10 protein-coding genes are annotated in these 12,780 nt (G+C 65.4%); 5 read left to right on the top strand and 5 right to left on the bottom strand.

Going from position 1 to position 12,780, the window contains the following annotated elements:
- Positions 1–40 precede the first annotated feature (40 nt).
- Positions 41–367, bottom strand: a complete 327-nt coding sequence (locus tag STE01S_RS00405; protein ID WP_062763942.1) for an ArsR/SmtB family transcription factor — start codon at positions 365–367, stop codon at positions 41–43.
- Between the two features lie 48 nt (positions 368–415).
- On the opposite strand from STE01S_RS00405, the gene STE01S_RS00400 reads away from it, so the two are divergent.
- Positions 416–898, top strand: coding sequence for an SRPBCC family protein (locus tag STE01S_RS00400; protein ID WP_062764535.1), 483 nt, complete (start codon positions 416–418; stop codon positions 896–898).
- A gap of 6 nt (positions 899–904) precedes the next feature.
- Here STE01S_RS00400 and STE01S_RS00395 read toward each other — a convergent pair whose 3' ends face one another.
- The 3 genes from STE01S_RS00395 to STE01S_RS00385 form a co-directional block, all read right to left on the bottom strand.
- Positions 905–1,678 carry an SDR family NAD(P)-dependent oxidoreductase gene (locus tag STE01S_RS00395; RefSeq protein WP_062763940.1) on the bottom strand — a complete coding sequence of 258 codons (774 nt, stop codon included), beginning with the start codon at positions 1,676–1,678 and terminating at the stop codon, positions 905–907.
- On the bottom strand, positions 1,675–3,159 hold the full coding sequence (locus tag STE01S_RS00390) for an AMP nucleosidase (RefSeq protein ID WP_003040488.1): 1,485 nt from the start codon (positions 3,157–3,159) through the stop codon (positions 1,675–1,677). The genes STE01S_RS00395 and STE01S_RS00390 overlap by 4 nt, the downstream gene beginning before the upstream one ends.
- Before the next feature lie 85 nt (positions 3,160–3,244).
- On the bottom strand, positions 3,245–3,727 hold the full coding sequence (locus STE01S_RS00385; RefSeq protein ID WP_003040485.1) for a peroxiredoxin: 483 nt from the start codon (positions 3,725–3,727) through the stop codon (positions 3,245–3,247).
- A gap of 114 nt (positions 3,728–3,841) precedes the next feature.
- Between STE01S_RS00385 and STE01S_RS00380 the strand changes: the two genes are divergently transcribed.
- Complete coding sequence (locus STE01S_RS00380; protein WP_082657445.1) at positions 3,842–4,456, top strand: YqgE/AlgH family protein; 615 nt, start codon at positions 3,842–3,844, stop codon at positions 4,454–4,456.
- A 25-nt stretch (positions 4,457–4,481) separates the two neighbouring features.
- Here STE01S_RS00380 and STE01S_RS00375 read toward each other — a convergent pair whose 3' ends face one another.
- Positions 4,482–4,877, bottom strand: a complete 396-nt coding sequence (locus STE01S_RS00375; RefSeq protein ID WP_003040480.1) for a hypothetical protein — start codon at positions 4,875–4,877, stop codon at positions 4,482–4,484.
- A 432-nt stretch (positions 4,878–5,309) separates the two neighbouring features.
- Between STE01S_RS00375 and ahcY the strand changes: the two genes are divergently transcribed.
- The 3 genes from ahcY (at position 5,310) to STE01S_RS00360 (ending at position 12,522) form a co-directional block, all read left to right on the top strand.
- On the top strand, positions 5,310–6,746 hold the full coding sequence (gene ahcY / locus STE01S_RS00370; protein ID WP_409371966.1) for an adenosylhomocysteinase: 1,437 nt from the start codon (positions 5,310–5,312) through the stop codon (positions 6,744–6,746).
- A gap of 158 nt (positions 6,747–6,904) precedes the next feature.
- Entirely contained in the window at positions 6,905–9,982 is a 3,078-nt protein-coding gene (locus STE01S_RS00365) for a TonB-dependent receptor domain-containing protein (protein WP_062763938.1), read from the top strand.
- A gap of 188 nt (positions 9,983–10,170) precedes the next feature.
- Positions 10,171–12,522, top strand: a complete 2,352-nt coding sequence (locus STE01S_RS00360; protein ID WP_409371962.1) for a PAS domain-containing sensor histidine kinase — start codon at positions 10,171–10,173, stop codon at positions 12,520–12,522.
- Positions 12,523–12,780 lie beyond the last annotated feature (258 nt).

The raw sequence follows: 12,780 nt of genomic DNA, 5'->3' as shown, positions 1-12,780 counted from the left end.
GGCCGCGCGGTCGCTCGAAATGGGCCCGCGGCGACTACTTCTACTGCGTTTCGACAGCCTGCTTGAACCGCGCAAGCTGCGCGGCGGCGGCTGCGGCATGCGGGCCGATCCAGCGGTCGTGAATATCCTGAATCGGCATCGCGTTCAGATGATTCCAGCGTTCGCGGCCGCGACGTTCGGCGATGACCAGCCCCGCCTCCTCCAGAACCTTCAGATGCTGCATCACCGTGCATCGGTCGAGATCGGCGAAATGGTCGCACAGCGCCCCCGTCGTGAGCGGCTGATCCTTCAGATCGTCCAGAATCTGCCGCCGCACGCCGTGCGCGAGCGCCTTGAAGATGCGGTCGAAATCGTCGTGGATTGACATGTTATAAATTTATAACATAATTAAATGCGACTCAAGCGGAGAATGAAAATGGAACTGAAATTCAGGGTCGCGGCGCGCATCGCCAAGCCGGTGCATGAGGTGTTCGAGGCGGTTGCCGATCCCGCGCAACTGTCGCACTATTTCACCACCGGCGGCGCACAGGGCCGGCTCGAGACCGGCGCGGTGGTAACGTGGGATTTCCACGATTATCCCGGCGCCTTTCCGGTCCATGTGATCGAGGTGGTGCAGGATGAGAAGATCGTTCTGGAATGGGCGGCCTATGAAGGCCAGGCGCCGGGGGTAGAGGGCGGCACGATGGCGGACGCCGCTTACCGTACCCGCGTGACGATGACCTTCAAGCCGCTCGATGACGGTCGCACGCTGGTCGAGATCGCCGAGGGCGGCTGGCGCGAAACGCAGGCGGCGCTCGACGGCAGCTACGGCAATTGTCACGGCTGGACGCAGATGCTCTGCGCGCTCAAGCTCTGGGTCGAACGCGGCCTTAACCTGCGCGCCGATTTCTATATCTAATGTACTTTACGCGTTGCGCGCCATCAGGCCGCCGTCGACGGGGATCACCGCGCCGGTGATATAGCTCGCCGCGGGCAGGACGAGACTCAGCGTCACGTGCGCGACCTCCTCGGGCTCGCCATAGCGGCGTAGCGCGGTGCGGCGCCGTGCGAAGATCGCCTTGTCCGCGTCGGGCACCTTGTCGGTCATCGCGGTACGGATCGGGCCGGGGCAGATACAGTTGACGGTGATGCCATCCTTGCCCAGATCGACCGCCAGCCCACGCGTCAGCCCGGTCACGCCCGTCTTGGCCGCGACATAGGGCGTGTCGCCGGGCGTCGCGCCCAGTCCCTCGGTCGAGGCAATGTTGACGATACGCGGCGCGTCGCTCTGCCGCAACCACGGCAGCGCCGCGCGCACCATGCGCTGGTGCGCGGTCAGCATCACCGCGATCGCGCGGTGCCAGATCTCATCGTAATCGTCGCCCGCATCGAGCGGGCAGAAGCTCGACACGCCGGCGTTGTTGATAAGGATGTCGATGCCGCCGAAATGCGCCGCGACGTCGGCGACGACCCGCTTGATCGCCTCGCCGTCCGATACGTCGAGCGCAAAAGCGCGCGCGCCGTCGCCGGCTTCCGCGGCAACCGCCTCGCATGCGGCAGGGTCAAGGTCGGTGACCGCGACCTTCGCGCCCTCGCGCGCCAGCAACAGCGCGGTCGCCCGCCCCATGCCGCTCGCGGCGCCGGTGACGATTGCGACGCGGCCCGCGACGGAGCGCGAAAGGGCGGCTGCCGGCGTCACCGGAACGGCGGCTCGTTGAACGCGCGCAGTTTGCGGCTGTGCAGCTTGGCGCCCTCGTCGTGCATCAATTCGCACGTGCGGATGCCGATCTGGAGATGCGCGGCGATCGCTTCTTCATAGAAACGGTTGGCCTGTCCCGGCAGCTTGAGTTCGCCGTGAAGCGGCTTGTCGGACACGCACAGCAAGGTGCCGTAAGGCACACGGAAGCGGTAGCCCTGCGCCGCGATGGTCGCCGACTCCATGTCGATGCCGATCGCCCGCGACTGCGAGAAGCGCAGCGCTGAATCGGTGAAGCGCAATTCCCAGTTGCGGTCGTCGGTGGTGACGACGGTGCCGGTACGCATCCGTTTCTTGAGGTCGGCGCCGCTGGTTCCCGACACCGCCTCGGCGGCGCTCGCCAGCGCCTGCTGGACTTCGGCGATCGGCGGGATCGGAATTTCGGGCGGCAGCACGCTGTCGAGAATATGGTCGTCGCGCAGATAGGCGTGGGCGAGCACATAATCGCCGATCCGCTGGCTGGGGCGCAGCCCGCCGCAGTGGCCGATCATCATCCATGCCTCGGGCCGCAGCACCGCGAGGTGATCGCAGATCGTCTTGGCGTTCGAGGGGCCGACGCCGATGTTGACGAGCGTGATGCCGCTGCCGCCCTCGGCAATCAGGTGATAGGCGGGCATCTGGTGCCGCCGCCACGCGCTGTCGCTCGCGAGCGCGCTGGCGTTGATATCCGGCTCGTCGACATAGAGGCCGCCCGCGCCGGCGAGCGCGGTGTAGCGCCCCTTGCCGACCTGCGCCCCCGCCCAGGCGACGAATTCGTCGACATAGCGGTGATAGTTGGTGAACAGGATATAGCGCTGGAAATGCTCGGGCGCGGTGCCGGTATAGTGACGCAGGCGCGCGAGGCTGAAATCGGTGCGCAGCGCGTCGAACAGCGCGAGCGGCTGCGCCGCCGCGGGGTCGAAGCCGAACAGGCCGTCGGCCAGCTCGTCGCCGATATCGGCGAGCTCGGTGGTCGGAAAATGGCGCGCGAGTTCGAGCGGAGTGACGCGGCCCATGTCCGACCCGTCGCTGGCGTCGAGCACATAGGGGAAGGGGATCTGCTGCCCGGTGCGCGTCACCTCCAGCGTCACCTCATAGTGGCGGACGAGCAGGGTCAGCTGTTCGCGCAGATAGGCCTCGAACAGATCGGGGCGCGTTACCGTCGTGACGAACTCGCCCGCCCGCTCGAAATGACCGAAGGCGAGGTTGTGGCCGCCCTGGCCTTCGCGAAACTCGCCATTGGTGACGAGACGCAGCGCCGGATAGTCGAACAGGCCGGTCGCGGCGGCATCGGCGGGCGGCAAGGTGCCGTCACGGACGAAGGCGGCGATGGCGGATTTGAGATTGCCGACCGACGTGCGGAAACGCGACTGAAGTTCGGCGATGACCCCTTCGACAAGGGTGGTGGGGTCGGCGATATTTTCGTTCGATGATTCTGATGTCATCGCGACGCTGTTGCACGAAAATATGACAAAAGGAAAGGGGGGCGGCGCAGCGCCGCGCCGCCCCTCATTCCAATCCGCAAACCGCTCAGAGCTGTTCGAGCATATGGTCGGCGCTCGACACCTTGAATTCGCCCGGCGCTTCGACATTGAGCTGCTCGACGACGCCATCGTTGACGACCATCGAGAAACGCTGGCCGCGCTTGCCCATGCCGAATGCCTTGCCATCCATGGTCAGCCCGACCGCTTCGGCGAAATCGCCATTGCCGTCGGCGAGCATCGTCACGCTGTCGGTCGCGCCGGCATTCTTCGCCCAGGCGCCCATGACGAAGGCGTCATTGACCGCGGTGCAGACGATTTCGTCGATGCCCTTGGCCTTGAGTTCGGCTGCCTTCTCGACGAAGCCGGGCAGGTGCTTGGCCGAACAGGTCGGCGTAAAAGCGCCTGGAACCGAAAAGAGCGCAACCTTGCGGCCCTTGAAATAATCCGCGGCCGAAACCTGTTCGGGGCCGCCTTCGGTGACCTTCACCAGCTTGGTGTCGGGCAGCGAGTCTCCGGTAGTGATGGTCATGCTGGCATCCTTTCGTTGAGGGGGGTCTTGTGCGGGCGAGACATTGGGTGTGCGCCGCCGCGAGTCAAGCGGCGGAGCGTTCACATTGCACAATGGACCCCGCCGTTCGTCGATATGGCCGCAAAGACGCTGGACCCTGCGCGCCCGGCAGTCCATGATGGGGCGATGGAAAAGGCGCCGACCTGGTTCACCGGCCAATTGCTGCTCGCGCTGCCCGGCATCGGCGATCCGCGTTTCGATCACTCTGTCATCGCGATGATCAGCCACGACGAAGAGGGTGCGATGGGGATCAGCATCGACGACCCGATCGACGGCATGACCGTCGGTGCGGTGCTCGATCAGCTCGACATCGCGCACGACGCACCGCTCGATCAGCCGGTCTTTCTGGGCGGACCGGTCGAACCGTCGCGCGGTTTCGTGCTCCACAGCCGCGACTGGTCGGGCGAAGGCGCGGTGCAGGTGTCGGGGCGCTGGATGATATCGAGCTCGCACGACATATTGCGCGCCATCGGCGAGGGGCGCGGGCCGTCGCAATGGCTCGTCGCGCTCGGCTATGCCGGATGGTCACCGGGGCAACTCGAAGAGGAAATGGTGCGCCATGCCTGGCATCTGACGCCCGGCAGCGACGCGCTGCTGTTCGACACGCCGCCGGCGCAGCGGTGGCAGGCAGCCTTTGCCGAAGCCGGCATCGATGCGCGCCTGCTGACGGTCGAGGGCGGCGAAGCGTAGGATCGCCGCCCGTCGATCGGCTGCGTCAGTGCGCGAGGGCGAGGAGCGGGCGCCCTTGGTCAAGCCGCGCGAGCGCGGTGCGTGCGGCCCAGCGCGAATCCATGAAATCGCCGTTCGCAAGCTCGAGGTCGTAGCGGATCGGGCTGTCGATCGCCGACCGATAGGCGGTCGCGGCGTCGGCGGTGCGGCCAAGCCGGGCATAGGCGGTGCCCAGATTGATCAGGCGCGACGGATCGCGGGCATCGACCCGGCCGTCGGTCAGCTTGGCCACTGCCGCCTTGTTTTCGCCCGCCTGTAATTCTTCAAAGGCAACCGACAGCGGCGTCGAGGCGCTGTCCTCGGTGCCCGTGACGACGATCGACTGAGCCATCGCCGGCGACGCGACGGCCAGGGCAGCCAGGCTGAGCAGAATTTTTTTCATCTAGGTATCTCCCCGAAAACTTTGACCTATTTTCTCGTTTGTGGGGATAAAAGTCAATGAATCGCGGGCTATGTAACATTGCTGTCACATAGACGGATTATGCTCATCGCAAGGCGTATTATAAGGTAAATTTCTTAGGAAGTTGGCCATTGCAAGGCTGTGTCACAATTGCGCCCCGCGCGTTGTAACATTGGCGCGCGCCCGAAATTTATTTTGCGCTGCCTCGCGATTGGCGGAGGACGAATCGTGCCTGCGCCGCGTTCGACTGCGACCCGCGCCTTGCAGATATAAAGAAAAGTTTATATTTGAATGGCGACGCGCTTTCGGTTAGGGCGCGCAACATAATTGCTCGACAATTCGGGGCCGCTCGCCTGCGGCCGTACTCGCCAATATGGAGACTCCCCCGTGGCCACCACCGCAGCCAATGCCACCATTACCGCCGCCAATGCCGCAATCGCGGCGGCGAAGACCAAGGACGGCGCCGCCGACTATGTGATTGCCGACATCGGCCTCGCCGACTTCGGCCGCAAGGAAATCGCGATCGCCGAAACCGAAATGCCCGGCCTGATGGCGCTGCGCGCCGAATATGGCGCGGCGCAGCCGCTGAAGGGCGCGCGCATCACCGGATCGCTGCACATGACGATCCAGACCGCGGTGCTGATCGAAACGCTGATCGCGCTGGGCGCCGAGGTGCGCTGGGCGACCTGCAACATCTTTTCGACCCAAGATCATGCCGCCGCCGCGATCGCCGCTGGCGGCACGCCCGTCTTTGCGGTGAAGGGCGAGAGCCTCGCCGAATATTGGGACTATGTCGGCCGGATCTTCGACTGGGGCGACGATCAGACCGCGAACATGATCCTCGACGACGGCGGCGACGCCACGATGTTCGCGCTGTGGGGGGCGCGCGTCGAAGCGGGCGAACCGCTGTTCGAGCCGACCAACGCCGAAGAAGTCGAATTTGTCCGTGCGCTCAAGGAATTCCTTGCCGCCAAGCCGGGCTATCTCACCAAGAGCGTGCGCGCGATCAAGGGCGTGTCGGAAGAAACGACGACCGGCGTCCACCGCCTTTACCAGCTGGCCAAGGAAGGCAAGCTGCCCTTCCCGGCGATCAACGTGAACGACAGCGTCACCAAGTCGAAGTTCGACAATCTTTATGGCTGCAAGGAAAGCCTGGTCGATGCGATCCGCCGCGCGACCGACGTCATGCTGGCCGGCAAGGTTGCGTGCGTCGCGGGCTTCGGCGACGTCGGCAAGGGCTCGGCCGCCTCGCTCCGCAACGGCGGCGCGCGCGTGCTGGTTACCGAAATCGACCCGATCTGCGCGCTGCAGGCGGCGATGGAAGGCTATGAAGTTGTCACGATGGACGAAGCGGTCGCCCGCGCCGACATCTTCTGCACCGCGACCGGCAACGCCGACGTCATCACCGCCGACCATATGGCGGCGATGAAGCCGATGGCGATCGTCTGCAACATCGGCCACTTCGACAGCGAAATCCAGATCGCGGGGCTCGCCAATTACAAGTGGACCGAAGTGAAGCCGGGCACCGACCTCGTCGAATTCCCCGATGGCAAGCAGATCATCGTGCTGGCGAAGGGCCGCCTCGTGAACCTCGGCTGTGCGACGGGCCACCCGTCGTTCGTGATGTCGTCGAGCTTCACCAACCAGACGCTCGCGCAGATCGAGCTGTTTACCAAGGCCGACGATTACAAGAACGACGTCTATGTTCTGCCCAAGCATCTCGACGAAAAGGTCGCGGCGCTGCACCTCGAAAAGCTGGGGGTGAAGCTGTCGACGCTGACGCAGAAGCAGGCCGATTACATCGGCGTGCCGGTCGAAGGACCGTTCAAGCCCGATCATTATCGTTACTGATCGTTACTAATTTTTCATAAGCAGACTGTAGGGTCGCGCTGCCGTCCGGAAACCGGATGGGAGCGTGGCCCTTTGCTTTTGGGGGTTCGGGGCAGCGCTCGCTCGATTCAGATTTTGGTGCGGCCGGGGGGCATCGCTTAAACGAGGGAGTTCCCGGAATGATTACCGTGCGCGCGATGCGAGCAGGGCTTTATGGCGGCCTGTCCGCGCTGGCTATTCTGGCGGCGGCTACACCGGCTGCGGCGCAGGATGTTGCGCCCGATGCGTCGGCGGACGCCGACAGCGGTACACAGATCATCGTCACCGGGTCGCGCATCGCGCGCACCGATGCGGACACGATCCAGCCGACGCTGGTCACCACCGCCGACCAGATTGACCGGCGCGGCTATACCAATGTCGCGCAGGCGCTGTCGGAAATTGCCGCCTTCGGCGTTCCCGGCAACAGCAATGTCGGTGCGCAGGAAGGCCCCTTCGGTTCGGGCCAGACCTTCGTCGATTTCTTTTCGCTGGGTAGCCAGCGCACGCTGACTCTGGTGAACGGTCGGCGCTTCGTGTCGTCCAATACCGCCTCGGTATTCGGGCCGGTCGGGCCGGGCAGTCAGGTCGACCTCAACGTCATCCCCGAAACGCTGGTCGAGCGCATCGAAACGGTCGCGGTCGGCGGCGCGCCCATCTATGGCTCCGATGCGATCGCGGGCACGGTCAACATCATCCTCAAACGGGATTTCGACGGGCTTGAACTCAAAGGCCAGGCGGGCGTGTCGCAGCGCGGCGACGCACCGAATTATCGCATCAGCGGCATCTGGGGCGCCGGTTTTGCGGGCGGGCGCGGCCACATCACGCTCAGCGGCGAATGGAATCGCGCGCGCGGCCTCACCACGGGCGACCGCTTTCTGACGAGCGCCGCCGGCCCCTTTTTTACGACCGCCGCCGATCCGGCATCTCCCTTTCAGCAGCAACTCTATTACGACCAGCGGCTCAACGCCTTCACCAACAGCGGCGTGCCGCTCGCCTTCGACAGCATTCCCGAATTCGGCGGGATTTTCGACGCGTCGGGCAATGTCCTGACGTTCAACGACGCCGGCCGACTCGTCCCGCTCGACTTCGGGACGCGCACGGGCAGCCTGTTCGAAAGCTCGGGCGGAAATGGCTTTGCGACAAAGGATTACGGCAACCTCGCGACGAATAATGACCGCTATCTCGCGACCGCGCTCGGCAGTTTCGAGCTGAGCGACACGGTTCGCTGGTTCGGCGAGGGTTGGTATGCGCACAGCAAGGGGACCAATGTCGCAGCGCAGCCGCTGTATAATACGGCGCTGGCGGGGCCGGGCACGTCGCCGAACGGCAATCTGGTGCTCAGCCTCGACAATCCCTATCTGAACGACGCCGACCGCGCGACGATCCGCGACAATCTGGCCGCCTATGGTCTGCTCGGCGGGATTCCGATCGATGCCGACGGCGACGGCAATCCCGATTTCACGACGGCTCCCGACAGCTTTCTGATGGCACGCGCCAATACCGACCTGACGACCGGCCGTTCCGACACGACGGTCGAACTCTATCGCTTCGTCACCGGGTTTGACGGCGAATTCGACGTCGGCGACCGGATCTACAAATGGGAGGTCTCGGCCAATTACGGCCATTCCGAAACGCGCGGGCGCGAACGCGTGCTGGTGCAGCAGAATTTCCTCAACGCGGTCGATGCCGTCGACGAGGGTGTGTTCGGCGGCGGTGCCGCCAACGGCAATATCATCTGCCGTCCCGGATACAGCAACGCGAACATCGCGACGCGCAGCGCGACCTGCGCGCCGCTCGACCTGTTCGGCGTCGGCCGCTTCAGCCAGGCCGCGCTCGATTATGTGACGACGATCGCCGATCCGACCGCGACCAATTCGCAGTTCGTGCTGAGCGCGTCGGTCAACGGGCCGCTGTTCCAGCTGCCCGGCGGCGATGTCATCGCCTCGCTCGGCTATGAGCATCGGCACGAGAAGACCGCCTTCGATCCCGGCGCCTATTATTATGGCGAGGATGTCGGGGGCGGATTCCGGATGCCGTTCGGCCGCAGCATCCCGATCGATCCGGTGCGGGGCAGCTTCACCACGAATGAATTTTCCGGCGAACTGAAAATTCCAGTGATTTCGCCCGCCATGGACAGTTTCGTCCATGCGTTCGAACTCGACGGCGCGGCGCGCTATATCGATCATTCGGCGGCGGGGGGCGACTGGACGTGGACCGCGGGCGGACGATTGTCGCCGGTCGCCGATGTGACGATCCGCGGCAATTTCACCCGCTCGGTGCGCGCGCCCGCGATCACCGAAAGCTTCAGCCCGACCTCGCTGGCCTTTGCGACGGCCAATGATCCGTGCGATCGCCGCTTCGTCAATTCGGGACCGAACCCGGCGCAGCGGCGCGCAAACTGCATCGCAGCGGGGATAGCGAACCCCGATGCCTTCACGTCGAACATCGTCGGATTCACGGCGCCGATCTCGGTTTCGGGCAATGCCGCACTCAAGAACGAGCGCGCCGACAGCTGGACCGTCGGCGCGATCCTGCGCCCGCGCTTCGTGCCTGGTCTGTCGATCACCGCTGACTGGGTCGATATCCGGCTGCGCGATGCGGTCATATTGCTCGGTGCCGGCCAGACGCTCGACGCCTGCTATGATGCGGTCGCCTATCCGGCGGCGGTTTGCGGCCAGATCGACCGCGATCCGGGCGGGCAAGTGACTTTCGTGCGCACCGGCTATGCCAATGCGGCGTCGATGGACTTCCGCGGCCTGACCGCCGAAATCGCCTATCGGCGCGAGGTCGCGGCGGACACGGCGCTCGGCCTGTCGCTCAATTATTTCTATCTCGACAAGCTCGAAACGCGCGTTGGAACGGGCGATATCGACACCGCGCGCGGCGAAATCGGCAATCCCAAACATTCGTTCACCGCGAATGTCACGGTCGATCGCGGCCCGGTAAACCTGCTCTGGCAAACGCAATATTATGGCAAAAGCGTGTGGAATGCCGACGCGGCGCCCAACGCGCTGGAATATAGCGGTGTCGGTTCCTGGTGGCTGTTCAACGCCTCGATCGGCGTCGACGTGTCGAAGCAGTTTTCGTTGCGCCTGATCGTCGACAATGTTTTCGACGCGAAGCCGCCGTTCCCGGCGCCTGCGGCCAATGGCACGATCACTTATTATTCGGGCATTTTGGGACGCTATTTCCGCGCATCGGCGACGGCAAAATTCTGACCGCGTGGGCGCGCGCAATCGGTGCGGAGTGCCGGGGATATTCGACCGGACGAGGCCTTCCGGCGTCCTGTCCCGCCGCGCCCGTGCGGCGGACGATTGAATAGAGGCTGCGCAGTCGATAGGGGCAGACGGATGATATCCGGCGTCCCTGTCGTCCTCTTGCTTCGATCGGCGCGATGCCCGTGCCGATGAGCGCGGGCTTGCTCTTCGCGCTCGGCCTGTTCGCCGCGCTCTGGCTGGTCGCCGGGCTGTGGGCGGTCGGGCGCGGGGTTGCGATGCAGCGGCGCTCGGCGTTCGTCGCCGGGCAGACCGAACGCCTCGCCAGCCTGCTCGAAGCGTCTCCCTATCTGCTCGTCGTGGTGCGCGGCGACTGGCGCATCGAGGCGAGCGAGCGGCTCGGCCGCTGGCTCGGGCTCGATGCCGGGCCGCGCAGTTTCGACGAGCTTCGCGGACTCGGCACCGGGCTCGACGCGCAGGCGCACGAAGCGCTGCGCCAGGCGATCCTCGGCGCCCAGCGGGGTGCCAAACCCTTCACGCTCAGCCTGCGTCCGCAGGGCAGCCACCGTACGATCGTCTGTCAGGGCGTGGCGGCGCCGCAGTCGGTCGGCGGACCGGGCAGCGTCCTGCTGTGGCTCAGCGATGCGACCGATGGCCAGCAATCGCTCGCCAAGGCGCGGATCGAACGCGACGAGGCGATGGCGGCGTTCGAGGCGCTGTCGGGCTTGATCGAGGCGGCGCCGTTTCCGATGTGGTTCCGCGAACCCGATCTTCGCCTCGCGCTCGTCAACACCGCCTATGTCCGGGCGGTCGAGGCGAAGAGCGCGGCGCGGGTGATCGAGGATGGCACCGAATTGTGCGAGCCAATCGCCGGGGTCAGCGCGACCGACGCGGCCGAAGCGGCGCGTGCCGCGGGCGCGGCGCATATGCGCACCGTCCCGGTAACGATCGAGGGCGAGCGCCGGATCATGCGGGTCGTCGACGTGCCGCTGGCGCCCGAGGGCGGCCGCGTCATCGGTATAGCGGGCTATGCGATCGATATTCAGGAGCTGGAGAGCGAGCGCGGCGCGCACCGCCGCTTTGTCGATACCCAGCGCGAATTGCTCGATCGGCTGTCGGCGGCGGTGGCGCAGTTCGGCCCCGATCATGGCCTTGTCTTTGCGAACCAGCCCTTTCGCCGGCTGTTCGACGTGACGGCCGAGGATGTGTCCGAAGGCCGGGCGCTCGCGCGGTTGCTCGATGCATGGCGCGAGGGCGGCCGGACGCCCGAGGTGCGCGACTATCCCGAATGGCGGCAGGCGCATGTCGACTGGTTCGCGCTGCCGCACGCGAGCGAGGAGGAATGGCGCCTGCGCGACGGCACCCATCTGCACGTCGTCGCCCAGCCGACCCCCGACGGCGGCCTGCTGCTGATAGCCGAGGATCGCACCGAGCAGGTGCAACTGGCCTCGACGCGCGACACGTTGCTGCGCGTGCGCACCGCGACCTTCGACAATCTGTTCGAGGCGATCGCGGTCTTCGCTCCCGATGGCCGCCTGCACCTGTGGAACCAGCGTTTCCGCCGCTTGTGGGGCGTCGATGAATCGACCCTTGCGGCGCATCCGCGCGTCGATGTGCTGATGAACGGCCTCGCCGACCGGCTCGCCAAGCCCAACCAGATCAGCATCGTTCAGGAAGTGATCCGCGCCGCGACGCTCGAGCGGACGCAGCGCGCGGGCGAAATCCGGTTCAAGGACGGACGCCATTTCGATTTCGCCTCGATCCCGCTGCCCGACGGCAATGCGCTGCTCATCATGCTCGACATCACCGCCAGCCGGAAGATGGAGGGCGCGCTGCGCGAACGCAACGAGGCGCTCGAGGCGGCGGACAAGGTCAAGACCGCCTTTCTGTCGCGGATGAGTTACGAACTGCGCACGCCGCTGACCTCGATCGGCGGCTTCGGCGAGATGCTGCAGGCGGGCTATGCGGGCGAGCTTCCGCCTGCCGCGCGCTCCTATGTCGATGCGATCATGGATTCGGTCGCGGTGCTCGGCCGTCAGATCGACAATGTGCTCGATCTTGCGCAGGGCGAGGCGGGGACGCTGGCGGTCGAACGCGCGCCGGTCGATGTCCGCGCGCTGCTCGGCAAGGCGCTCGCCGACGCGGCCCCGTTCGCCGAGACCGAAAAGATCGAACTCGTCGACAATCTGTCCGACAATCTTGGCAGTATCGAAGGCGATGCGCAGCGCCTGTCGCGGGTCGTTGGCGGATTGCTCGACAATGCGATCCGCTTCACCGCCCCGGCCAAGCGCAGCGGCGGGCGCGTACTGCTCCACGCCGACGGCGACGCGCGCGGAGTGGAGATCGTCGTGTCGGACAACGGCCCGGGCATGCCCGATGCGGTCGCCGCGGTGACGAAGGGGCAGCAGGCGGGTACGCAGACCGGTGGCATCGGCCTCGCGCTCGCGCGCCAGCTCGTTGCCGCGCACGGCGGCACGATGGAGGTGCTCAGCGAAAAGGGCCAGGGAACGCTGGTCCGCGTCACCCTGCCGCGGGGGATGTAGGGATGTCCTTGCCTGCGCAGATGAAAGATTCGCGCGAATGCGCAGAGATCGCAGAGAAGAAGATGGGATTCACGCGAAGACGCGAAGACGCGAAGAAGGAGCGCGGGGCCGACAGGCCCTTTATCATTTCGAATGTCTCGCCCGGACCCGACGAAGCAGCCAGAAAACCGCTACGCGGCAAACACTACATCTTCGCGTCTTCGCGTCTTCGCGTGAACCAAAAATCTCCGCGCCGCTGCGCGAATCCGTTGCAAAATC

This window comes from Sphingopyxis terrae subsp. terrae NBRC 15098, from assembly GCF_001598815.1.
GTDB classification, from domain to species: domain Bacteria; phylum Pseudomonadota; class Alphaproteobacteria; order Sphingomonadales; family Sphingomonadaceae; genus Sphingopyxis; species Sphingopyxis terrae.
The sequence above is the reverse complement of the archived record's forward strand: the minus strand, read 5'-3'. Positions and strand labels throughout refer to the sequence as shown.

Coding starts and splice junctions, on each gene's coding strand:
- STE01S_RS00385 (WP_003040485.1), bottom strand. CDS start 3,727: ATGACCATCACTACCGGAGACTCGCTGCCCGACACCAAGCTGGTGAAG.
- STE01S_RS00405 (WP_062763942.1), bottom strand. CDS start 367: ATGTCAATCCACGACGATTTCGACCGCATCTTCAAGGCGCTCGCGCAC.
- STE01S_RS00400 (WP_062764535.1), top strand. CDS start 416: ATGGAACTGAAATTCAGGGTCGCGGCGCGCATCGCCAAGCCGGTGCAT.
- STE01S_RS00360 (WP_409371962.1), top strand. CDS start 10,171: ATGAGCGCGGGCTTGCTCTTCGCGCTCGGCCTGTTCGCCGCGCTCTGG.
- STE01S_RS00375 (WP_003040480.1), bottom strand. CDS start 4,877: ATGAAAAAAATTCTGCTCAGCCTGGCTGCCCTGGCCGTCGCGTCGCCG.
- STE01S_RS00380 (WP_082657445.1), top strand. CDS start 3,842: ATGGCCGCAAAGACGCTGGACCCTGCGCGCCCGGCAGTCCATGATGGG.
- STE01S_RS00365 (WP_062763938.1), top strand. CDS start 6,905: ATGATTACCGTGCGCGCGATGCGAGCAGGGCTTTATGGCGGCCTGTCC.
- STE01S_RS00390 (WP_003040488.1), bottom strand. CDS start 3,159: ATGACATCAGAATCATCGAACGAAAATATCGCCGACCCCACCACCCTT.